This window comes from Microbacterium sp. A20, from assembly GCF_004794515.1.
Classification (GTDB): Bacteria; Actinomycetota; Actinomycetes; order Actinomycetales; family Microbacteriaceae; genus Microbacterium.
The window spans coordinates 113948-136251 of record NZ_SSDF01000088.1 but is presented as its reverse complement, the minus strand read 5'-3'; the positions used below and the strand labels follow the sequence as shown (position 1 = coordinate 136251).

Genomic DNA, 22304 nt, shown 5'->3' with positions numbered 1-22304 from the left:
ACGATGGCCGCGACGACAGCGACCACCACGACGGTCGCTGTCCTGCGCGACTGGCGCGGCTGGCCGACGATGCTCGCCACTCTGTGGCGACGGTCGCTGCGGTTCCGTACCCTCTCGATCACGCTGCTCGCGACCTCGCTGGCGATCTTCATCACCTGCGTGACGATGGCGCTCGTGATCCAGAACGACCTCTTCATCTCGCGCAAGACCGTCGCTCTCGAAGACGCCCGCCGCGCGGTGGACCAGGCCCAGCGCATCCTCGATGTGGCCGAGGTGGGAGACGACCCCGCTGCGCTCTCGAGTCTCTGGGCCGGCATCCAGGACACGCTGGCCCGCACCTCGAGCACCGACCAGCTCGCCGGCTACAAGATCGACACCGGCGCGGATACCGCGCGACTGAACGGTTTCGAGGCGGGGTTGAACGAGAGTCTGCTGAGCCCGAATCTCCGCGCACGCGTGGTCAAGCTCGACGATCGCCAGGCCTGGCAGTCGGTGGCACTTCCGGTGGAGGACGGCCCGGCCGTCCCCGGCATCGTCGTGGGACAGCAGCTGCAGGTGCCGGAAGCTGGGCCGTTCGAGATCTACTTCGCCTACGACCTCGGCGATGCCGATCAGACGCTCGTGTTCGTGCAGCGAACCCTGTGGATCGCCGGGATCGGGCTGGTGGCCATCGTCGCGGCCATCTCCTGGATCGTCCTGCGGGCGGTGTCCTCCCCGATCGTGCAGGCCGCCGAGACGAGCGCGCGACTGGCGGCGGGCGAACTCGGAGTGCGCATCGATGTGCACGGAGAAGACGAGCTCGCCGTGCTCGGTCGATCCTTCAATGCGATGGCCGACAGCATCGAGGCGCAGATCAAGGAGCTCGGCGAGCTGTCGATGGTGCAGCAGCGGTTCGTCTCGGATGTCTCGCACGAGCTTCGCACTCCGCTCACGACCATCCGGCTCGCCGCGGACATGCTCAACGACCAGCGCGAGGAGTTCGATCCCACGACCGCCCGCACCGCCGAACTGCTGCACACACAGGTGCAGCGGTTCGAGACGCTGCTGTCCGACCTCCTGGAGATCAGCCGGTACGACGCGGGGTCGGTGCAGCTCGAGCTGGAGGCGACGAGCCTCGCGCATCTGGCGGAGGACATCATCGACCAGATGCGACCGCTGGCCGACGGGCACGGCACGGAGCTGAGACTGGTCGCCCCCGGGGGATATTCGCCCGTCGACATGGACCCCCGCCGCGTGCGGCGCGTCCTGCGCAATCTGATCGGCAACGCCATCGAACACGGCGAGGGGCGCCCGGTCGTCATCACCATCGACAGCAATCAGCACGCGGTGGCGGCGGGTGTCCGGGACTTCGGTATGGGAATGGAGCCGGAGGACGCGGAGCGGGTGTTCGACCGGTTCTGGCGCGCCGATCCCTCTCGTCAGCGGACGATCGGAGGGACCGGCCTGGGACTGTCCATCGCGCTCGGTGACGCCACGCTGCACGGCGGCACGCTCGCCGTCTGGTCGGAGCTGGGCGTCGGCACGAACTTCGTCCTCACGATTCCCCGTCATGAGGGTGTGCTGGACGGACCGAGCCCGATCCCGATCGAACCGCAGGAGCCGCTCGCGGAACTCGGCGACGCGACGCAGCCGATCTCCCTCACCGATCCTCCCCCCGGACTCTTCGACGAGAGCGACAGGTCATGAATCGAACCGGATGGACGAGGACGCTGCGCGGTGGGGCGGTGGCCCTCGTGGCGCTCCTGCTCACGGCCTGCGCCGGACTTCCGACCAGCGGCGGGGTCTCGGTGGGGCTCGAACTCGGCGAATCCACGCAGGATGTCGACTTCCTTCCCGTGGCCTCCGGGCCGATCAAGGGCGCCGGACCCGAGGAGATCGTCGAGGGTTTCCTCGAAGCGGGGATCACGACGTCCGACAACTGGGCCACGGCGCGGGAGTTCCTCGCTCCCGACCTGCAGCGCACGTGGCGACCGGCGGCAGGGGTGTCCATCGACGTCGGCACCGACACGCGCACGATCACCTCCACCGTTCCGCAGGCGGAGGTCGAGAACGCGGACTCGGCCGACGTCCAGGTCCTGCTCGACCTGGTCGCGAGTGTCGACGACGCGAACACGTACTCGGAAGCACTCGGCGCGTCCACCATGCCGTTCACACTCCAGCGCATGGAGGACGGTGAGTGGCGCATCACGGAGGCGCTCGACGGGATCGTGATCGATGAGCCTCGATTCGAGAACGTCTTCGAGGGCTATCCGCTGCAGTACTTCGATCTCAGCTGGTCGCGCCTGGTCCCCGACATGCGTTGGTTCCCGCGGAGGCAGAGTCCGGCGACGACGGTGACGCAGGCCCTGATCGGCGGTGCTCCCAGCGACTGGCTCGACCCGGCCGTGCAGAACGCCTTCCCGGCCGACGTGCAGCTGGCCCAGGACGCCGTCCTCATCACCGGGCAGGTGGCCGACGTCGCGCTCACCCGCCCGGCGGCCGCGCTCGACGAGACGACGCTCTCCCGGATGCGCACGCAGTTGCAGGCCACTCTCCGGGCCGCGGGGGTCGCCGTCACCAGGGTGCAGTTCACCGTCGACGGCCGCAGCGTCGACGCCGGGGTGGTCGACGTCGTGGAGCCGTCGGCGGAGATCGGTACTCTCGTGCTGCAGAACGGCGTGTTCGGTCGGATCGTGGGGGACGAGATCTCCCCGATCGCGGGAATCAGCGACGAGATCGCTGCGATGCCTCAGCCCATCGCGTCGATCGATGTGGCTCTGGACGACTCGATCGCGGCCGTCCAGCTCGGCGACGGGCGGGTGTATCGGGTCGGCGACGGGAGCCGCAACGAGTTCGACGCGCCGCCGGGACTGATCGAGCCGTCCCTCGATCCTTACGGGTACACCTGGACCGTCCCCGAAGGAGACCCGGCGGCCCTTCAGGCGTGGGGGAGCGACATCGCCGCGCACGCGATCGGGAATGCGTGGCCGACGGCATCCGCGGTCTCGGACCTGCGCGTCGCCGGCGACGGCAGCCGGGTGGCCGCGGTGGTCACCGTCGGCAAGCAGCGCTGGGTCGTCGTGGCCGCGATCGTCCGCGATTCGACGGGACTTCCGGTCGAGCTCGGCGATGCCAAGCAGCTGGTGCAGATCGATGAGCCCGCAACGGGTCTGGTGTGGTTGGGGCCGGATCGGCTCGGTGTGCTGGTGGATCCGGTGAGTCCCCGGCTCATCACCCAGACGGTGGGCGGCCCCGGCACGTCGGAGGCGGCTCCGGGAGATTCCGTCTCGGCCGCGGGTGCGCGGACCGCTGCCGGTGTCCGCATCCTCGGCGCGGGCGGACAGTTGTTCGCACACGCGGGGTCGGCGTGGCGCGAGGTCGCGTCCGACATCTCGGTGCTCGCCACTCGGGTCGGGGAGTGACTCCTCCTGCACGGCAGGGGTAGTCATCCCCGTTGTCGGTGGCAGCGGCGGTAGCGGCGGCGTCATCGGTGGAGTCGAGCGCACGGCGTCAGAATCGTCAGATGCAGCGATCCTCCCTTCTTCCCGGTGTCGGCGCGGAGCTGGCGGCTTTCCTGCTGGCGGCGACATGCGCAGGGTGCGATGAACCCGGGACGCTGTTGTGTTCCCGGTGCCGCGGCGACCTGACGCCGCGTCCGCGATCGTCGGTGACCCCGGGAGGACTGCCGGTGCACGCAGCTCTCGAGTTCGGCGGAGTCGCGGCCCGCTGCATCCGTCGGCTCAAGGGCGAGGGTGAGACCTTCCTCGCCCGTCCGCTCGCCTCGGCGCTCGCGACGGTGCTCTCCCCACTCGTGACGCCGATGACCTGGATCGTTCCGGTCCCCACCACCCGGAGGGCGTTCCGCCGCCGCGGCTATCGAGTGCCCGAGCTGCTGATCCGTCGCGCGCGCGCTGAACCGCGACCGGTGCTGTCGGTCGCCGCCACCGGCATCGATCAGCGTGGCCTGGGCGCGCGTGAGCGTGAGGAGAACGTCCGTGGCACGATGCGTGCGCGGCGCCGGGGGGCGGGCGCCGAGGCCGTGATCGTCGACGACGTGGTCACGACCGGGGCGACGCTCGATGAAGCGTCCCGTGTTCTCGAAGCGGCCGGCTTCCGCACCGTGGCAGCAGTCGCGCTCGCCGCCACGCCGCATCGATCGGGATTCTGAGGAACCTCATCGAGAATGCACCGCCGACACAGGGGCGCAACCCCGTGACATCCGTCGGCGGTCGGACTACGGTGGGGTGACACAAGGCGACCACGGTCCGCCCTTGGCCGGGAGGACCGGGACAAGGAGGCAGCAATGGAAACAAGCATCGTTGGCGTCGGAGTGGGTATCACCGATCGCTTCCGAACCGTTGTCGAAGAGAAGATCGCCAAGGTCCAGATGTTCGCGTCGCGGGCGCAACGACTGGATGTCAAAGTCACCCACCGCGTGTATCGCAACGGCCGCATCCCGGACGAGACCGTCGAGCTGACGCTGGTCGGCAAGGGGCCCGTCGTCCGCGCGGAGGCGACGGACGGTGACAAGTTCGTGGCTCTCGACCTCGCCATCGACAAGATGTCCGAGCAACTTCGTCGCGCGAAGGAGAAGCGTGTCGACGGCCGACAGCACCCGCGCGGCGCCCACTTCGAGAAGGGCAGCGGGTCGCTGGAGGGCATCGACGTCCAGCCGGCATCCGTCGATGTGCTCCATGCCGTCGCGACGGGCAGCGTCCCCGTGCAGCAGTCGGAGGAAGAGAGCTACTCGCCCGTCGTCATCCGCACGAAGAGCTTCGACGCCGAGTGGATGACCGTGGAAGAGGCGGTCGATCGGATGGAATTGGTCGGGCACGACTTCTTCCTGTTCGTCGACGTCCGCACCGACCACCCGAGCGTCGTCTACCGGCGCAAGGGTTGGGACTACGGTGTGATCGCGTTGAGCACGCAGGCTCCGCCCTCTGAGGCTCTCGCGTCCTGACAGAGTTGCAGAACGGCCCGGTCCCTCGAGGGGCCGGGCCGTTCTGACGTCGTGGTGCCGCGGGCGTGGTACGTCAGTCGAAGATTCCGTCGAGGAGGCTTCCGATCACGAGGCCACCGAGGATGCCGGATGCGATGTCGCCGCCCCCACCGCCGCGCCGCGGTCCGCCTCCCCAACCGCCACCGCCGCCCCAGTCCTGATCCCGAGGGCGGGAAGAGTCGATGTCGCGCTGGGCGAGCTGGAGCGCCTCGGAGGCGAGATGCGCGACGCGACGAGCCTGCACGAGGGCCGCTTCGCGCGTGTCTTCCGCCGGAAGGAGGTCGGAGACATCGACGCGGAGTCGCTCCGCCTCGGCGAGGCGCGTGCGCGCATCGGCGCCGATCCACCCGCGATGGCCGGCGATGAGACCGCGGGCGACGCCGAGTTGGCGGTCAGCGTCATCGATCGCGTGCTGCACCTGCGCGATGCTCGGGAGCGGGTTCTCGGCGCGGTGGCGGGCTTTGGCGATGGCTTCGTCGAGCGCGGAGTTGGCGTCGCGCAACTGGGAGAGCTCGGCGAACGGGTCGTTGGGCTGGCCGGACGGGGTGAGGGCGGCGAGAGCGGCCTGGAGCGCGGCGACGGCTTCTGCGACGGCGGGTACCGCGGGCGCGTTGCGTGCGGCGATGAGGTCGCCGCGGGAGTCGGCCACGACTTCGGCGAGGGTGGACTCCGCGCGGAGCGCCTCGATCTCGAAGTCCTCGACCGCATCGAGGAGCGCGGATGCGCGCCGCGTGGCCTCGGTGGCCGTCTCGAGGGCGACGTTCGCCTCTTCGTTCTGCTTGGCCGCACGACGGCGCTCGGAGATGTCGGCGCTGTGGGTGGCGAAGCGGATGAGCTGCTCGGCCTCGGCCGCGCTGGCCGTGATCTGGTGCATCGCGGAGTCTGCGTAGCGAGCCGAGAGGCGTGCGACGGCTTCGTTGGTCTGGGGGATGCGTGTGCTGAGCTCGGCAGCGTCCGCCCGAACCTGCGCGATGATCTCGGGTGCGCGGCGCACCTTGGCCACGGATTCTGCGAGGACGGAGGTCTTCTCGTCGAGAAGGTCTTGAGCCCAGTCGCACAGCTGCAGGATGCGCGCGTTCCGGGTGCGCAGCTCCTCGGCCGTGTCGGGGATCTCATCATGGTTCAACTGGTGCAGCTGGAACGCCTCGCGCAGGTGGGTGCGCACCGCGGTGAGAGCCTTGCGCAGATCGGCGGTCAGCGACTCACCGAGCTCGGCTTCGGCGAAGGAGAGCTCGTCCGACGTCGTGCGGATCCGCTCATCCGCGCCGACCAGTGCCTGCTCGGCGCGACGCGCCAGATCGGCGTCCTGTGCGGCGAGCTCTTCCTGTTCGCGTTTGCGTCTGCCCCAAAATCCAGCCATGGCTCGATCCTAGTTTCTTGGGCAGCGGCGGTGGCTGAGCATACGCTTCGGGCCGGCGCTGTTCGCTCAGGGCACGTCACGCGACCGTCTCGTCGCTCACAGCGACGGTGCGGCACCCGCGAGTGCGGTTCCGGTCTTCGCGGGCCGCCCGCGCTTGGGCCGCTCGGTCGCGAGTTCGAGCGCCATCGCGTGTCGCGGGTGCGAGCCGAGACGTTGTTCCGCGTGGTCGAGCCAGCGCACCTCGGCCTCAGCGGCGAAGATCATCGAATCGACGACCAGGGCCCAGGAGAGCTCCTCCGGACCGTCCGCGTCGCCGCCGGCGTACTTCGCGTGCTGCAGCGACTGCAGTTGACGCAGTGAGGCCGTGCGCTGTGATTCGATGACCGCCGCGACGTCGACTCCAGGCATCGTCGCGGCGACCGCGAGCTTGATCGCGAGCTCATCCCGCGTCGCCTGCGTCCGCACCACGGGGGAGGAGAGCCAGTGGGCGACCTCGGCGGAGCCGGCATCGGTGATCTGCCAGTACACGTGACCATGCTCGTCGGCGTCGCCCCGCTCCACGAGAGCGTCACGCTCGAGCCTCTCGAGGGTGTTGTAGATCTGTCCGACGTTCAGTGGCCAGGTGGAGCCGGTGCGTCGGTCGAATTCGTGCCGCAGCTGGTAGCCGTAACAGGGGCCCTGATCGAGGATCGCGAGCAGGCTCTGACGTACCGACATGGTGTGCTCCCTGATTGTCGCTCGAATGCGTTACCGAGTATATGCATACTCGGTAACCATCCGAATCCTCGTGCGGGAGTCTCGTGCAGGCGACGTGCAGGTCACAGACCGGTAACATGGCAAAGTATGCCTGGCGTCGGGTTCACCGATGGCCGGCGATTTACCCACTGACAGGGAGATGACATCCGTGGCCAATCCTCTTGAGAAGCTGCTGCGCGCTGGCGAGGGGCGGGTCATCCGCCGCCTGAATCAGGTCGTCAAGGCAGTGGGAGCGCTGGAAGAGGACATCTCCAAGCTCACCGACGACGAGCTGCGCAACGAGACCGTCGAGCTGCGCGCGCGCTTCGAGAAGGGCGAGACGCTCGACCAGCTCATGCCCGAGGCGTTCGCCGCGGTGCGTGAGGCTGCCAAGCGCACCCTCGGCATGCGTGCCTACGACGTGCAGGTCATGGGCGGCGCCGCCCTCCACCTCGGCAACATCGCCGAGATGAAGACCGGTGAGGGCAAGACCCTCGTCGCGACCCTGCCCGCGTACCTGAACGCGATCGCCGGCAAGGGCGTGCACGTCATCACGGTCAACGACTTCCTCGCGAGCTACCAGGCCGAGCTGATGGGGCGCGTGTTCCGGGCCCTCGGCATGACCACGGGCATCATCGTCTCCGGACAGACCCCCGCGGTGCGTCGCGAGCAGTACGCGGCCGACATCACGTACGGCACGAACAACGAGTTCGGCTTCGACTACCTGCGCGACAACATGGCCTGGCGCAAGGAAGACCTCGTCCAGCGCGAGCACTTCTTCGCGATCGTCGATGAGGTCGACTCGATCCTCATCGACGAGGCGCGCACCCCGCTCATCATCTCGGGCCCCTCCTCGGGGGAGGCCAACCGCTGGTTCGCCGAGTTCGCGAAGATCGCCCGCACCCTCGAGGTCGGCGTGGACTACGAGGTCGACGAGAAGAAGCGCACCGTCGGCGTGCTCGAGCCAGGTATCGAGAAGGTCGAGGACTACCTCGGCATCGACAACCTGTACGAGTCGGCCAACACTCCGCTCATCTCCTTCCTCAACAACTCGATCAAGGCGCTCGCCCTGTTCAAGAAGGACACCGACTACGTCGTCATGAACGACGAGGTCATGATCGTCGACGAGCACACGGGCCGAATCCTGGTCGGACGCCGCTACAACGAGGGCATCCACCAGGCGATCGAGGCCAAGGAGGGTGTGCCGGTCAAGGCCGAGAACCAGACTCTCGCGACGGTCACGCTGCAGAACTACTTCCGTCTCTACGACAAGCTCGCCGGCATGACGGGTACGGCCGAGACCGAGGCCGCGGAGTTCATGTCGACCTACAAGCTCGGTGTCATCCCGATCCCGACGAACCGGCCGATGATCCGCAAGGACCAGTCGGACCTCGTCTACAAGAACGAGACGGCGAAGTTCGAGCAGGTCGTCGAGGACATCGCCGAGCGCCATGCCGCCGGGCAGCCGGTGCTGGTCGGAACCGTGAGCGTCGAGAAGAGCGAGTACCTGTCGCGTCTGCTCGCGAAGAAGGGCGTCAAGCACGAGGTCCTCAACGCGAAGAACCACGCGCGTGAGGCCGAGATCGTCGCCCGTGCCGGCCGCCTGGGGGCGGTCACCGTCGCCACGAACATGGCCGGTCGAGGCACCGACATCATGCTCGGCGGAAACGCCGAGTTCCTCGCGGTCCAGGAACTCAAGGGCAAGGGGCTCGACCCCGTCGAGACGCCCGAGGAGTACGAGGTCGCGTGGGATGAGACCTACGAGGCGATGAAAGCCGTCGTCGCAGAGGAAGCCGAGAAGGTCATCGAGGCCGGGGGTCTCTACGTTCTGGGCACCGAACGTCACGAGTCGCGTCGCATCGACAACCAGCTCCGTGGTCGTTCCGGGCGTCAGGGCGATCCCGGCGAGAGCCGTTTCTACCTGAGCCTCACCGACGACCTGATGCGACTGTTCCAGTCGGGTGCCGCCGAGGCGATCCTCGCCCGCACGAACTTCCCGGACGATGTTCCGATCGAGTCGGGACTCGTATCCCGCGCGATCCGCAGCGCCCAGTCCCAGGTCGAGTCGCGCAACGCCGAGATGCGCAAGAACGTCCTCAAGTACGACGACGTCCTGAACCGTCAGCGCGAGGCCATCTACGCCGACCGTCGCCACATCCTGCAGGGCGATGACATCGCCGACCGCGTCCAGCACTTCATCGAGGATGCGATCAGCGGCGTGGTCCGCGACCACACCGGCGAGGGCCACAACGAGAGCTGGGACTTCGACGCGCTCTGGACCGAGCTCAAGACGCTCTACCCGGTGGGCGTGACGATCGACGAGGTCGTCTCGGAAGCAGCGGGGCGCAAGGGCGGCATCACGGCAGACGGACTCACCCGCGAGTTGCTCTCCGACGCGAAGATCGCGTACGAGGCGCGCGAGGAGGCGCTCGGCGAGGCGGCCACGCGTGAACTGGAGCGTCGCGTGGTGCTTCAGGTGCTCGACCGCCGCTGGCGCGACCACCTCTACGAGATGGACTACCTCAAGGACGGCATCGGGCTGCGCGCGATGGCTCAGCGTGATCCACTCATCGAGTACCAGCGCGAAGGCTACGCGATGTTCCAGTCGATGATGGGCCAGATCAAGGAGGAATCCGTCGGATACCTCTACAACCTCGAGGTCGAGGTGCGGCGTGCCGGCGACTCCCAGACCGCCGAGGTCGAGGCCAAGGGTCTCGCCACGGACGGGGGAGAGCAGCGTCTCGAGTACTCCGCGGCGAACGACGCAGGCGAGGTCGAGGTCCGCAACGATCGTGGTCAGGTCCAGCAGGCGGCGACCGATCGTGTCCGTCAGGCGGCGGCTCGCGCTCAGGCTCCGCAGGCCGAGCCGGAAGAGGCACCGCGAGGCGCCTTCGGCCAGCGCACGGATGCCGAGGCTCCGGCCGGCAACCGTGAGCAGCGTCGCGCCCAGGGCAAGAAGAAGAAGTAGCTCCAGCGCAGAGGAGGGCCAGTCCACGTGGATTGGCCCTCCTTTCGTCGCTGTAGGCTTGGCCGATGACCCCAACGCGCAACTTCGACCAGTCGTCGAAGCTCAAGAACGTCCTGTACGAGATCCGCGGAAACGCCCTCGTCGAGGCGGCGCGTCTGGAGGCCGAGGGCCACAAGATCCTCAAGCTGAACACCGGGAATCCCGCGATCTTCGGCTTCGACGCTCCCCACCAGATCGTGCATGACATGCTCGCGGCTCTTCCATCCGCGCACGGTTACAGCGACAGCAAGGGCATCATCTCTGCTCGCCGTGCGGTCGTGAGCCGCTACGAGCAGATCGAGGGCTTCCCTCGTTTCGACCCGGATGACGTCTATCTCGGCAACGGGGTCTCCGAGCTCATCACCATGACGATGCAGGCGCTGCTCGACGAGGGCGACGAAGTGCTCATCCCTGCACCGGACTATCCGCTGTGGACGGCGATGACCAGCCTCGCAGGCGGTACGCCCGTGCATTATCTGTGCGACGAGGATGACGAGTGGCAGCCCGACCTCGAGGACATCCGCTCGAAGATCACGCCGCGCACCAAAGCTCTCGTGATCATCAACCCGAACAACCCCACCGGCGTCGTGTACTCGCGCAAGATCCTCGAAGGGCTCGTGCAGATCGCTCGGGAACATGAGCTGCTGCTGCTGTCGGATGAGATCTACGATCGCATTCTGTTCGACGGTGCCGTCCACATCCCCACCGCGACGCTCGCCCCCGATCTGCTGTGCCTGACGTTCAACGGGTTGTCCAAGACCTACCGAGTCGCGGGCTATCGATCGGGTTGGATGGTCATCACGGGTCCGCAGGGCCACGCCAAGGGATTCCTCGAGGGGATCACGTTGCTGGCCTCGACACGACTGTGCCCGAACGTGCCCGCCCAGCACGCGGTGCAGGCGGCGCTCTCTGGCGTGCAGTCCATCGACGCGCTGATCGCCCCGACCGGTCGACTGCACGAGCAGCGCGACATCGCGTGGGAGGGGCTCGAGTCGATTCCGGGGGTCTCGTGCGTCAAACCGCAGGGGGCGCTGTACGCCTTCCCTCGGCTCGACCCGAACGTGCACGAGATCAGAGACGATGCTCGCCTGGTCTACGATCTGCTCGTCTCGGAGCACATCCTCCTGGTGCAGGGGACCGGTTTCAACTGGGCGACTCCGGACCACCTCCGGCTCGTCACGCTCCCCGAGCCCCGAGTACTGAGTGAAGCCGTCGAGCGACTCGGGAACTTCCTCGCAAGCTACCGTCAGTAGCGGGCTCCGCATCGGCGGGAGAAAGAGCCGCCGCGAGCCCTCGGATACCCGCCACGAGTGTCGAACGCGGTGTGACATCCGTGATCGGACGGGCATGCAGCAACGCGGCATCGGCAGCACGCTGGTCGAACGGGAGGAACGTGACCTCCGTGATGCCGGCGAACCGCTCGAGCGTGCGCCGCACCTGCCCGCGGGCGTCGATCCCGAGCGGCCCCGGGCGCACCTGATTGATGACGACCGACACCGGCGTCGGTGCGGTGAGACGCCGGACTTCCGCGTAGTCCCGGAGGAAGCGGCTGATCCCCAGTGGGTCCGCTGCTGCCACGGCGACGATCAGATCCGCTTCGCTCAGCGTCGCCGTCGTCGCGGCGTGGCGGCGGGGTCCGGCGATGTCGAAGGTCACCTCATCGTCCGCGTCGAAGGCTCCAGCCACATCGACGACCGTCTCTTCCATCCATGCACGGCAGGCGCTCAACGCCATTCGAAGGCGCGCCGAACCCAGCTCGGGCCACCGGCTCGGGCGGTTTATGCCGGCGAGCACTTCGACGGCCTCGCCGCTGCCGCTCTGCAACGTCGTGGCGAGCCGCGTCAACTCCGTCGAGTCGAGGGCGCCGCGCTCGGCGCGACGGCAGGCAGCCGCGATGCCGGGTGCGTCGTCGCTGAGCCCCAGCCGCAGCGCGAGCGATGGAGCCACGGTGTCGGCATCGACGAGAGCGACGCTGCGCCCGGATCGCGCGAGCTCCACGGCGAGTTCGACGGCGATCGTGGAACGCCCCGGTGCCCCGTGCGACCCCCACACGGCGATGATGCGGTGCGGAGGGAGTGACCGTCGTGCGGGCTCGGGGGAGACGTCGGCACCCAGCGCCGCCGCGACTTCCCAGCCGGCTGCTTCGGGAGGCAAAGCGGCGGATAATCCGAGCCGCCCGAGCAGTCGGCTGTCGGCACCTCCGAGCGGGAGGATGCGGACCCCCGCTCGGTCGCAGGTGGACACCAGCTCGGCCGACAGCACTGCGCGCGCGGCGGTGACGATGATCGCCTCTGCATCGCGTGGGAGGTCGATCTCACCGGTGGGCACCGGGAGGACGGCGAGGACCCGGATCCCCTTGAGCTCCAGTTCCGCGGCCAGCTCACTGGCGCGGGGCTCCGGGATCGCCACGACGACAGCTGTCACGAGCCGGCGCCGACCGGGAGGACGGAGAGCGATGCCCCTCCGGTGATGGCGGCGAGCACATCGGCCGCATCGCTCGTGTCGATCACGAGTTCGAGCCGGGCCGACACGGCGTCGGCAAGCATGCCGTCGGGCTCGATCACGTCGCGGACGGTCACATCGGTGACGAGGATTCGTGGAGTGTCGTAGGAGCGACCGTCGTCGAGCAGAGCCGCGGACCAGACGTCGACGACCGTCCCGGCCTGTACTTCTCCGGGGATCCCGGTGCTGCTCTCGATCACGATGGTGGTGCTGCGGGTCTGATCGGCATCCGCCAGCGCGGTCGCCGGCAGGATCTCACCCTTCGTGAGCGTGCGCGCGGCGATCTGACCGGGCTGCAGATCTTCGGGTCCGAGGTAGTCCTCGGCAGACAGCCCCAGCCCCACCTCGATCACCTGGAAATCGTCGGATGTCAGGGGCTCGCCCTGCACGATCGTGCGGTCGGCTCGGAGCACCGGCCGCGCATGGTCGGATGCGGTGATGATGAGCCAGACCGCGGTGATGGAGAGCGCCACCAGGGCGATGCCGATGAGAAATCGGGTGTCGCCCCAGAACGCGCGCCGAGGGCGGGGATGGGTAGCCATGGCGATATCGTCACAGAAATCCCGGACCAGCACCGCCGGTTATCCACAGGACAGCAGAGCGCCGGATCCCCCGCGATGCCGTCATGGAGAATGGGGGGATGGCACCCCCGACCCGGCCCGCGTCGCGATTCCTCGCCCCTGCGCAGGTGGCTGAACTCCTGAGCATCGGTGTGGACGAGGTGATCGCCCTCCTCCACGAAGGAAGGCTCCGCGGCGCACAGCTCGGGTCGCCTCCCCGCTGGCGGGTGGAGGAGTCGTGTCTCGAGGGCTACCTGGCGGAGGAATCGGAGATCGCCCGCCGTATGGCGTTGTGGAGACAGTCGCAGGTCGCAAGCTTCCCCGAGGTCTGGGGTACCTCCTCCGCTCACCGCAACTGATCTCCGGGTGTGCGTACGGCGACGAGTGTCGAGAACGGGATGATGCGGAAGCCGCGCACAGCTCCGGCGAGACGCGCCTGCCCCGGATCGTGCAGCGCCAGATCGAGGTGATCCGCCGCCGCGCGGTCGATCGTGCCGTGCACATCGTCGCCGACGCGCACGCTGATGTGAACGGGGATCCGCCGTCGAGCGAGATCCCGCAGGACGAATCCGAGCGTCATGCGCTCGCGAAGCGGGTGCGCCCCGGTCGCAGAGTCATCGAGGCTCGCGAGGACCGTGCCGTGATCGGTCGTGATGCCGGCGACGGCGTGCAGGGGGAGGATCAGCGCCGATGCTGTCGGGCCCGACGCGTGTGGGGCGCCGCCGACATCGCGTGAGGCCACGGCGAGCCAGTCCGCTCCGAGTGCCTGGAGCGTGATAGGCAGCCGTCGTCCGTCCACGAGGTCGATCGTCGCGTCGGTGCCGGTGCTGCACAACGTCCGGAGGCGAGCGCGCAGGTCCAGTTTCGCGATCCGCAGGCGCTCGGACTCGGCGTCGAGCACGGCACGCTCCGCCTCCCAGTCCGACGCGAGCTGGCCTTCGAGGTCTTCGAACAGACGGTCCCAGTGCACCCGACAGAGCGTAGGCGACGGCCAGGTGTCACGTACGAGTTATCCACATACTTCCTCGAAACGGCACCCTCGCCGGGCGCCGCGGTGCTGTACTGACGAACTTCAGACCTCCCCGACCGAGAGTTCGACATGATGCCTCACGAGTACTTCGCCGCCCAGCCCACACCGACCAGCGAGCTTCCCGACCCCGCCCCGCTTCTGCGCAGCCTCACCACCGGCGTCCTCGAGGCGCTCGCCGGGGTCAGGGAGGTCGAGCAGCTCGCCCGGTGGTTCAGCGAGGACGCATATCGGAGTCTGGTCACCAGGGCCAACCTCTCGGCGAGGGCTCGCAGTGCGCGGGGTGTCGCCCCTGCACGACCGACATTCGCGATCAGATCGCTGCGAGTCGCCGAGCCGACCGACGGGGTTATCGAGGCCGTCGTCGTGGTGGCGGGGCCGGGCCGCACGCGTGCGGTCGCGATCCGTCTCGACGGCATCGATCGGCGTTGGCGCGCGACCTCCTTGGCAGTGCTCTGAGGGATCTCACCGTAGGCTGGTCTGGTGTCAACCCTCAGCGACCTCGCCCATGCCCAGGGCCTCCTGACCGACAGCGACGTCGAGTGGCTGCACCGACTCGCCGGTGACGGGCAGCTCCTCGCCGATCTCGCGTCGGCGGACATCGTCATCTGGATCCAGACGGAGGACGGTACCTTCATCGCGGTCGCTCACGCGCGACCGAGCGGTGCGGCGACGCTGTTCTACCGCGACATCGTCGGTGAGCGGGTGCGACCGCAGTGGCGCACGCAGGTCCAGGGCGCCTTCGATTCGGCCGAGATCGTCGACTCGTCGTCCCCGGACTGGTTCGAAGAGACCCCCACCCGGGTGCGCGCCGTGCCGATCGTGAGTGAACGACGCAGCGCCGATGCGGGAGCCACGGTGATCGGCGTGGTGACCAGACACACCAACCTGGGCGAGTTGCGCACTCCGTCTCGCCAGCAGATCACGTTCGACGAGTGTGCGAACGACCTCTTCCGGATGATCGCGGACGGGAGCTTCCCCGACCTCACCGCTCCGACCTCACCGCGCCGTGGAGCTCCGCGCGCGTCGGACGGCCTCATCCGGATCGACGTCGACGGGATCAGCACGTTTGCCAGCCCGAACGCCCTGTCGGCCTTCAACCGCATGGGGTTCGATGACGAGCTCGAGGGGGAGTCCCTCGCCGAGGTCACCACCAGACTCGTGCCGCCCTCCAGACAGGTCGACGAATCCCTGCCTGTCGTGGTGACCGGTCGCGCTCCGTGGCGCACCGACATCGAGGCGCGCGGCGTGACGGTGTCGTTGCGTGCGATCCCGTTGAAGGACCACGGAACGCGAATCGGCGCGATCGTGCTCTGCCGCGACGTATCGGAGCTGCGCCATCAGGAGCAGGAGCTCATCACCAAGGATGCGACGATCCGCGAGATCCACCACCGCGTGAAGAACAACCTCCAGACGGTGGCGTCGCTTCTGCGGATCCAGGCGCGGCGGACGCACTCCGACGAAGCCCGCGATGCCCTCACGCAGGCCATGCGCCGCGTCGATGCGATCGCCGTCGTGCACGACACACTGGCTCAGGGGCTGACGCAGAAGGTCGACTTCGACGAGGTCTTCCATCGCGTGCTCAAGCTGGTCGCCGAGGTCGCCTCGGCACCGAACACGCGCGCTCGCACGCAGTCGACCGGGCGGTTCGGGGTGCTCCCGAGCGAGTATGCGACACCTCTCGCCCTCGCCCTCACCGAGGTCGTCACGAACGCCGTCGAGCACGGCCTCGCGGGCCAGGAGGGCATCGTGACCATCGATGCCGCGCGGACCGAGGAGAACCTCCGCGTGACCGTGCGCGACACCGGGCTCGGTCTCCCCGAGGGGCGGATCGGTCAGGGCCTCGGCACTCAGATCATCCGCACGCTCATCCAGGGGGAGCTGGGCGGCACCATCGAATGGCATGGAAGCGATGGCGAGGGCACCGAGGTGGTCATCGACATCCCCCTGCGCTGGCTCGACCGCTGATCCGGCCGAAGCCGAGGCAGACGAAAGCGGCCTGAGAACGTGATCCCAGGCCGCTTTCGTGCAGGTTCAGGAGGCGCGGCGGGCGCGTGCGGCGCGACGCTTCAGAGCGCGGCGCTCGTCTTCGGAGAGTCCGCCCCAGACGCCGGAGTCCTGACTGGTCTCCAGTGCGTACTGCAGGCAGATCTCCGTGACCGTGCAGGTGGCGCAGACGGTCTTCGCCTTCTCGATCTGATCGACGGCCGGGCCGGTGTTCCCCACAGGGAAGAACAGCTCGGGGTCTACAGTCAGGCAGGCGGCCTTATCGCGCCAGTCCATGGGGGCTCCTCGGTGTGGATTTCAAGAGATGTCGCGATGCGACCTCTCGGATTCGGGTAGCAGTTCGGGTTCGGCTACCCTGGTGATGTGCGGACGGATGCCCGCGATTTGTGATGCGAGCGTGATTGCTCGCCCCACGCCGCTGTGGGAGCACATGACTTTCTCTATTCTGTTACATGAAAACCCCGAAATCAAGGGTTTTCTCCGCTTCAATGCTTAGGAGATGCTGTGCGCGCACCGGGGATCGCACTCGCGGCAGCGGCGGTGCTCGCCGCCGAAGCGGCGGCGCTCATCGTGTTCGCAGTGATCGAACTCGTGGGCCTCGGTGCCGGCGACGCGGCCTCGCTGCCGACCGCCGTGGCGCTGATCGCACTCACGCTCGTCGGAGCAGCCGCCCTCGTGGCCTTCTCCATCGGCACCCGGGTCGGCAAGTCATGGGCGCGATCCGGAGGAGTGGTGTTCCAGGTGCTCGCGATCGCCCTCGCGTTGGCCTCCCTCACGCTGCAGCCGGTGTCGTGGGCTTTCACCGTCGGGGTCGGACTCCCCGGGCTGGTGGGCTTCGTGCTGCTGATCTCGAGCGCACGACGCGAGGGCGAGCAGCGCGCGGCCGAGTGACCTCCGCGCGCCCGCTGCGCTCCGGGCCGACGGGTCAGGCGTCGATGCCGAGCTGCTTGCGCAGCCGTGCCACGTGACCTGTGGCCTTCACGTTGTACTGCGCGAGAGTGATCTTTCCGTCCTCGTCGAGGACGAAGGTGGAGCGGATGACACCCTCGACGAGCTTGCCGTAGTTCATCTTCTCGCCCCACGCGCCGTAGGCGGTGTGGGTCGCGTGGTCGGGGTCGCTCAGCAGGGGGAAGGTGAGGCCGTCGCGTTCGCGGAACTTCGTGAGCGTGTCCGGCTCATCACGCGAGATGCCGATGACCCGGTAGCCGGCGCCCTGGAGCGACGAGATGCTGTCGCGGAAGTCGCAGGCCTCGGTGGTGCAACCGGGAGTCATCGCGGCCGGGTAGAAGTACAGCACCGTCTTCTGGCCGCGCAGGTCGGCGAGGCGAACGGTCTTCCCATCCTGGTCGAGGAGGGAGAAGTCAGGGGCTGCGGTTCCGGGTTCCAGGCGCTGAGTCACCCACCCAGCCTAACGGCCGGGGGCCTGCTCCGCCTTGTCCGCGAACGTCTGGAGCAGTCGCTGCAGGGAATCGAGTCGCGCCCGGCCGGTCTCGCCCAGCTCGCCCCGCTCCGCCGCTTCGATGAGTGCGCAGTCCGGGGCATCCGCGAGGTGCGTGCACCCGCGAGGGCAGTCCTGAGCGATCACGGCGAGTTCGGTGAACGCGGCCAGGATGTTGGCGGGGTCGACGTGACCGAGACCGAACGAACGGACGCCGGGGGTGTCGATCACCCAGCCCGTGCCCGCCGGTCCCTCGTAGCGCAGCGAAACGGTCGAGGAGGAGGTGTGGCGGCCGCGCCCGGTGACCTGGTTCACGTGTCCGGTGGCGCGCAGAGCCGTGGGCACGAGCGCGTTGACGAGCGTGGACTTGCCGACGCCCGAGTGTCCGACGAAGACCGTGGAGTGTCCGACGAGCGCTTCGCCGATCTCCTCGACGGGCATCTCGTCCTGCGCACTGGTGAACACCCGCAGGTCGAGGCCGTCGAAGTGGGTGAGGAACTCCGTCGGATCGGCGATGTCGGTCTTCGTGACGACCAGGAGAGGACGAATGCCCGCATCCAGCGCTGCGACGAGGTATCGGTCGACCAGCCGGGCCCGCGGCTCGGGGTCGGCCGCGGCGACGACGACGAGCATCTGATCGGCGTTGGCGACGATGACGCGCTCGACCTGGTCGGTGTCGTCGGCACTGCGTCGCAGAAGCGAGGTGCGCTCGACGATGCCGACGATGCGGGCGAGCGTTCCCTCGTCGCCCGAGGTGTCGCCGACCACGCGCGCCTGATCGCCCGTGACGATGGGCATGCGTCGCAGCTCTCGCGCCCTGGTGGTCGTGATCATGCGTTCCTCGGCCGTGTCCTCGCCGAGAAGCACCGAATACCGACCGCGGTCGACACCGAGAACCCTGCCCACCTGGGCATCCTCGTGCGCCGGACGGCGCTTGGTGCGCGGGCGGTTCGCCTTGGGGTTCGGTCGCGTCCGGATGCTGCTCTCGTCGAAGTCCTCGAAGTCGTCATCGAGGTCGTCGCTGTCGTCGAGCCAGCTCACCATCAACCTCGCAGCATCCGCTCCCAGAGCATCGTGAACTCCGGGAGGGTCTTCGCGGTGGTTCCGATGTCGTCGATCTCGACACCGGGCACGCGCAGGCCGATCAGCGCACCGGTCGTGGCCATCCGGTGGTCGTGGTGGGCGGCCCAGCTGCCGCCGTGCAGGGGGCGGGGGATGATGCGGAGCCCGTCCGGAAGCTCCTCGGCTTCCCCGCCGAGTGCGCGGAGGTTGCCGATGAGCGCCGCGATCCGGTCGGTCTCGTGGAGGCGGATGTGGCCGATGCCACGGATGGTCGTCGGGGATTCGGCGAACGCGGCGAGGCCGACGAGAGTCGGAGTCAGCTCGCTCGCCGCCGAGAGATCGAGTTCGAGACCGCGTATTCCGGAGCCGGCGCGCACCGTGAGGGTGCCGCCGTGACGCCCGACATGCGCTCCGGTGGCCTGCAGGATGTCCGGTAGCAGCGCGCCCGGCTGCGTCGAGTGCGCCGGCCAGCCGGTGACAGAGACGGAACCGCCGGCCACGAGAGCTGCGGCGAGGAACGGAGCCGCGTTGGAGAGATCTGGTTCGATCGCGATCTCCTTCGCCCGCGGCACACCGGCTTCGACGAGCCACTCGCCGACGGCCGGACGCTCGATGCGGATACCGCGGCGGCTCAGAGCCTCGATGGTCATGTCGATGTGCGGAAGGCTCGGCAGGTGCTCGCCGACGTGGACGAGGTGGAGTCCCACGTCGAATCGGGGCGCGGCGAGCAGGAGCCCGGAGACGAACTGGCTCGAGGCCGACGCGTCGATCTCGACGCGACCGCCGCGGATGCGCCCGTGACCGCGAATGGTGAAGGGGAGCGCCCAGGTGCCCTCGTCGTCGATGTCGACTCCGAGGTCGCGCAGCGCGCTGATCAGTCCGCCCATGGGGCGATGGAGTGCGGTCTCATGCGCTGTGAGGTGCACATCGTGCTCGGCGAGGCCCGCCAACGGGGCGATGAAGCGCATCACGGTGCCCGCCTGGCCGCAGTCGATCGTCGTACCGCCGCGGAGCTTCGCCGGGGTGACCACGAGGTCGGGGCCGAACTCGTGACCGGCATCCACCTCCTCGATACCCACACCCAGCGCACGCAGCGCGTCGACCATCCGGGCGGAGTCGTCGGAGTGGAGAGGGGCGATCAGTCGGCCGGGGCCGTCGGCGATCGCGGCGATCATCAGCTCTCGATTCGTCAGCGACTTCGAGCCGGGGATCGTGAGCTCGGCGTGCACGGGCACGTCGGTGGTGGGCGCAGGATAGGTGCCCTGCACCCGGGCGGGGGAATACCTGTTGGCGCTCATCGGTTCTCACCTTAGTGAACGCAGGGAGGTTCGTCGTGAAAGACAGGCTCCCTGAAGCGAAGGAGAGAGAATGACGGCGACCTTGGAGCGCGAGGTGATCGACCTCAGCGGCCTAGACTGGCCGGTGATGGATGACACCGCAACCGCAGACATCGTCGGCGACCCTCGACGTGAGTTCGAAGAGCAGGCGATCCCGTTCATGGATCAGCTCTACGCCGCCGCGATGCGCATGACGCGCAACCCCGCTGACGCCGCCGACCTCGTGCAGGAGACGTTCGTCAAAGCGTACGGCTCCTGGTCGACGTTCTCGCAGGGGACCAACCTCAAGGCGTGGCTGTACCGCATCCTCACGAACACGTACATCAACATCTACCGCAAGCGTCAGCGCGAGCCGTTCCAGGGCACGATCGACGAGCTCGAGGACTGGCAGCTGGGTGGTGCGGAGTCCACCACGGCTTCGCACAGCCGCTCCGCCGAGGCGGAGGCCATCGACCGGATGCCGGCTTCGGTGGTCAAGGACGCGCTGCAGGCCGTGCCGGAGGACTTCCGGCTCGCGGTGTACCTCGCGGATGTCGAGGGCTTCGCGTACCAGGAGATCGCCGACATCATGAAGACCCCCATCGGCACCGTCATGAGCCGTCTGCATCGTGGCAGACGGATGCTGCGGGAGCTGCTGGCAGATTACGCCGCCGAGCGGGGCATCGCCGCGGCTGAGACGAGGAGCAAGGAATGAGCGACTGCGGCTGCGACAAAGCGCGTCAGGATCTGGAGGAATACCTCCGCAACGAGGTGTGCAAGACCGAGCACACCGAGATCCGTGAGCATCTCGAGCACTGCCCGTCCTGCCGTGACGAGGCCCTCGTGGCGACGACCCTCACCGAGGTCATCGCCCGTGCCTGCAAGGAGACGGCTCCCGAACAGCTGCGCGACCAGGTGTTCGCCCGGCTGCGGGAAGTCCAGGCCGCCCAGCACTGACCTCCGTCCGAGGCCGTCGGTAGTGTGGATGGATGAGCTCCATCGATGCGCGGGACGTGCCCGCAGACACCACCTCGGCTGAACGGCTGGCGAACGCCGGACTCGAGTACCGCGTCGTCGATCTGACCGACGACGCGAGCGCCGCGGGCTTCCAGCGCGCGGTCGACCGCGGGTTCCTCGGCGCCGAACCGAGCACGGACATGCTCGCCCAGATCACGAAGACCTTCGCCGCACGGCGCAACATCGGCGTGTTCGAGAAGACGGCACCGGAAGCTGCGTTGCCGGTCGCGACCACCAACGCCTGGGTGACCCCGCTCACGCTTCCCGGCGGCGGCGAGATCGACATGTGGGCGATCAGTGTCGTCACGGTCGCCGCGACGCATCGGCGCCGCGGCATCGCCAGAGCCCTTCTGGAGGGCGAGCTGCGAGCCGCAGCATCCGCCGGGGTCGCCGTCGCCGGACTCACGGTGACGGAGGCGACGATCTACGGGCGCTATGGCTTCGGTTCTGCCGTCCCCGTCGCACGCCTGACCGTCGACACGCGACGTGCGGGATGGGGCGGCGCGACTCCGCCGGGTCGCCTGGAGTACATCGACCGCGAGACACTGGCCGCCGACCTCGGGGCGGTCCACGACCGCGCGCGGCGACGGGCAGCCGGACAGATCCCCGGTTGGCGCGGCCGCTGGGAAGGTTATGCCGGTGTCGCACCGACCGCCGACCGCGATAAGGCCCGTGGCGTCCGCTATCTCGACGAGGACGGTGTGCTCCGAGGTGTCCTGGCCTACACGGTGTCCGAGGCGGGCGGCCCGCTGCGGTTCCGGATGGACGTCCGACTTCTCGTCGCCGAGACCGCCGACGCCCGCACCGCGCTGTGGCGTTTCGCCTTGCAGCACGACCTCGTCGCGGAGGTCGAGGCCGACCTCCGCCCACTGGACGACCCGCTGCCGTGGCTCGTCGCCGACTCCCGCGGCGTGAAGCAGGAGGTGCATGACCACGGATGGCTGCGCATCCTCGATCTGCCGGCCGCACTGACGGCACGACGTTATTCGGCGTCGCTGGACACGGTGCTGCGCGTCGAGGACTCCCTCGGATTCGCGAACGGCGACTGGCGGCTGAGGGTCGACGGATCCGGCGTCGCGACGGTCGATGTCGCAGCCGAGGGCAGCGAGGCCGACATCGTGCTCGATGTCTCGGCGCTGTCGTCGCTGTACGCCGGGGGAGTCCGCGCGGCGTCGCTGCACGGCGCCGGGCGGATCACGGGTGACGCGGCGGACGTCGAGGCTCTCGACCGGGCGCTGATCGCCTTCCCGGCGCCCTCGCTGGACATCTGGTACTGAAGCCGGAAAGAGAAGGGC

22 protein-coding genes are annotated in these 22304 nt (G+C 68.4%); 13 read left to right on the top strand and 9 right to left on the bottom strand.

The features are described 5' to 3' along the window. Positions 1-3 precede the first annotated feature (3 nt). From mtrB to raiA, 4 genes are all read left to right on the top strand, one after another. The gene (mtrB, locus tag DW298_RS15845; protein WP_136043428.1) at positions 4-1686 is read left to right on the top strand and encodes an MtrAB system histidine kinase MtrB; all 1683 of its coding nucleotides are present in this window, start codon (positions 4-6) and stop codon (positions 1684-1686) included. After that, the gene (locus tag DW298_RS15840) at positions 1683-3401 is read left to right on the top strand and encodes a GerMN domain-containing protein (RefSeq protein WP_240745163.1); all 1719 of its coding nucleotides are present in this window, start codon (positions 1683-1685) and stop codon (positions 3399-3401) included. Before mtrB ends, DW298_RS15840 begins: the two co-directional genes overlap by 4 nt. 266 nt (positions 3402-3667) lie before the next feature. Then, on the top strand, positions 3668-4147 hold the full coding sequence (locus tag DW298_RS15835; RefSeq protein WP_240745162.1) for a phosphoribosyltransferase family protein: 480 nt from the start codon (positions 3668-3670) through the stop codon (positions 4145-4147). A gap of 135 nt (positions 4148-4282) precedes the next feature. Continuing rightward, positions 4283-4939: a ribosome-associated translation inhibitor RaiA gene (gene raiA / locus DW298_RS15830; RefSeq protein WP_136043426.1), complete on the top strand. Its 657-nt coding sequence runs from the start codon at positions 4283-4285 to the stop codon at positions 4937-4939. Between the two features lie 73 nt (positions 4940-5012). Here raiA and DW298_RS15825 read toward each other — a convergent pair whose 3' ends face one another. Together DW298_RS15825 and DW298_RS15820 are read right to left on the bottom strand one after the other, a co-directional pair. Beyond that, the gene (locus tag DW298_RS15825) at positions 5013-6338 is read right to left on the bottom strand and encodes a hypothetical protein (protein WP_136043425.1); all 1326 of its coding nucleotides are present in this window, start codon (positions 6336-6338) and stop codon (positions 5013-5015) included. A gap of 96 nt (positions 6339-6434) precedes the next feature. Further along, positions 6435-7055, bottom strand: coding sequence for a PadR family transcriptional regulator (locus DW298_RS15820; RefSeq protein WP_136043424.1), 621 nt, complete (start codon positions 7053-7055; stop codon positions 6435-6437). A gap of 187 nt (positions 7056-7242) precedes the next feature. Between DW298_RS15820 and secA the strand changes: the two genes are divergently transcribed. Both secA and DW298_RS15810 read left to right on the top strand, forming a co-directional pair. Continuing rightward, positions 7243-10041 carry a preprotein translocase subunit SecA gene (gene secA / locus DW298_RS15815; protein ID WP_136043423.1) on the top strand — a complete coding sequence of 933 codons (2799 nt, stop codon included), beginning with the start codon at positions 7243-7245 and terminating at the stop codon, positions 10039-10041. Positions 10042-10106: 65 nt separating this feature from the next. Next, complete coding sequence (locus DW298_RS15810; protein ID WP_136043422.1) at positions 10107-11333, top strand: pyridoxal phosphate-dependent aminotransferase; 1227 nt, start codon at positions 10107-10109, stop codon at positions 11331-11333. Here DW298_RS15810 and DW298_RS15805 read toward each other — a convergent pair. After that, on the bottom strand, positions 11257-12504 hold the full coding sequence (locus DW298_RS15805; RefSeq protein ID WP_168429509.1) for a P-loop NTPase: 1248 nt from the start codon (positions 12502-12504) through the stop codon (positions 11257-11259). The two genes, DW298_RS15810 and DW298_RS15805, sit on opposite strands and share 77 nt — an antisense overlap. After that, positions 12501-13124: an SAF domain-containing protein gene (locus tag DW298_RS15800; RefSeq protein ID WP_136043420.1), complete on the bottom strand. Its 624-nt coding sequence runs from the start codon at positions 13122-13124 to the stop codon at positions 12501-12503. Before DW298_RS15800 ends, DW298_RS15805 begins: the two co-directional genes overlap by 4 nt. A gap of 98 nt (positions 13125-13222) precedes the next feature. On the opposite strand from DW298_RS15800, the gene DW298_RS15795 reads away from it, so the two are divergent. Continuing rightward, positions 13223-13501, top strand: a complete 279-nt coding sequence (locus DW298_RS15795; RefSeq protein ID WP_136043419.1) for a helix-turn-helix domain-containing protein — start codon at positions 13223-13225, stop codon at positions 13499-13501. Here the strand turns inward: DW298_RS15795 and DW298_RS15790 are convergent. Beyond that, positions 13489-14112: a hypothetical protein gene (locus tag DW298_RS15790; protein ID WP_136043418.1), complete on the bottom strand. Its 624-nt coding sequence runs from the start codon at positions 14110-14112 to the stop codon at positions 13489-13491. The genes DW298_RS15795 and DW298_RS15790 overlap by 13 nt on opposite strands. 129 nt (positions 14113-14241) lie before the next feature. On the opposite strand from DW298_RS15790, the gene DW298_RS15785 reads away from it, so the two are divergent. Both DW298_RS15785 and DW298_RS15780 read left to right on the top strand, forming a co-directional pair. Further along, a complete protein-coding gene (locus tag DW298_RS15785) occupies positions 14242-14628 on the top strand; it encodes an Rv3235 family protein (protein WP_136043417.1) in 387 nt (128 codons plus the stop codon). A gap of 24 nt (positions 14629-14652) precedes the next feature. Continuing rightward, entirely contained in the window at positions 14653-16137 is a 1485-nt protein-coding gene (locus tag DW298_RS15780; RefSeq protein ID WP_136043416.1) for a PAS domain-containing sensor histidine kinase, read from the top strand. A gap of 66 nt (positions 16138-16203) precedes the next feature. Here the strand turns inward: DW298_RS15780 and DW298_RS15775 are convergent, their stop codons facing one another. Further along, a complete protein-coding gene (locus tag DW298_RS15775) occupies positions 16204-16452 on the bottom strand; it encodes a WhiB family transcriptional regulator (RefSeq protein ID WP_017203224.1) in 249 nt (82 codons plus the stop codon). A gap of 228 nt (positions 16453-16680) precedes the next feature. Between DW298_RS15775 and DW298_RS15770 the strand changes: the two genes are divergently transcribed. Then, positions 16681-17067, top strand: a complete 387-nt coding sequence (locus DW298_RS15770; protein ID WP_136043415.1) for a hypothetical protein — start codon at positions 16681-16683, stop codon at positions 17065-17067. Positions 17068-17101: 34 nt separating this feature from the next. Here DW298_RS15770 and bcp read toward each other — a convergent pair whose 3' ends face one another. Genes bcp through aroA form a run of 3 tightly spaced genes read right to left on the bottom strand, consistent with a single transcriptional unit; the run spans position 17102 to position 19974 of the window. After that, positions 17102-17575: a thioredoxin-dependent thiol peroxidase gene (bcp, locus tag DW298_RS15765; protein ID WP_136043414.1), complete on the bottom strand. Its 474-nt coding sequence runs from the start codon at positions 17573-17575 to the stop codon at positions 17102-17104. Positions 17576-17584: 9 nt separating this feature from the next. Further along, a complete protein-coding gene (gene rsgA / locus DW298_RS15760) occupies positions 17585-18655 on the bottom strand; it encodes a ribosome small subunit-dependent GTPase A (protein WP_136043413.1) in 1071 nt (356 codons plus the stop codon). A gap of 2 nt (positions 18656-18657) precedes the next feature. Further along, positions 18658-19974, bottom strand: a complete 1317-nt coding sequence (gene aroA, locus DW298_RS15755) for a 3-phosphoshikimate 1-carboxyvinyltransferase (RefSeq protein WP_136043412.1) — start codon at positions 19972-19974, stop codon at positions 18658-18660. A gap of 70 nt (positions 19975-20044) precedes the next feature. Between aroA and DW298_RS15750 the strand changes: the two genes are divergently transcribed. From DW298_RS15750 to DW298_RS15740, 3 genes are read left to right on the top strand one after another with little or no spacing between them, the layout of a single operon-like run. Next, entirely contained in the window at positions 20045-20707 is a 663-nt protein-coding gene (locus DW298_RS15750; protein WP_136043411.1) for a sigma-70 family RNA polymerase sigma factor, read from the top strand. Then, a complete protein-coding gene (locus tag DW298_RS15745) occupies positions 20704-20949 on the top strand; it encodes a zf-HC2 domain-containing protein (protein WP_136043410.1) in 246 nt (81 codons plus the stop codon). The genes DW298_RS15750 and DW298_RS15745 overlap by 4 nt, the downstream gene beginning before the upstream one ends. 32 nt (positions 20950-20981) lie before the next feature. Further along, positions 20982-22286 carry a GNAT family N-acetyltransferase gene (locus DW298_RS15740; protein WP_136043409.1) on the top strand — a complete coding sequence of 435 codons (1305 nt, stop codon included), beginning with the start codon at positions 20982-20984 and terminating at the stop codon, positions 22284-22286. The last annotated feature ends 18 nt before the right edge of the window (positions 22287-22304 follow it).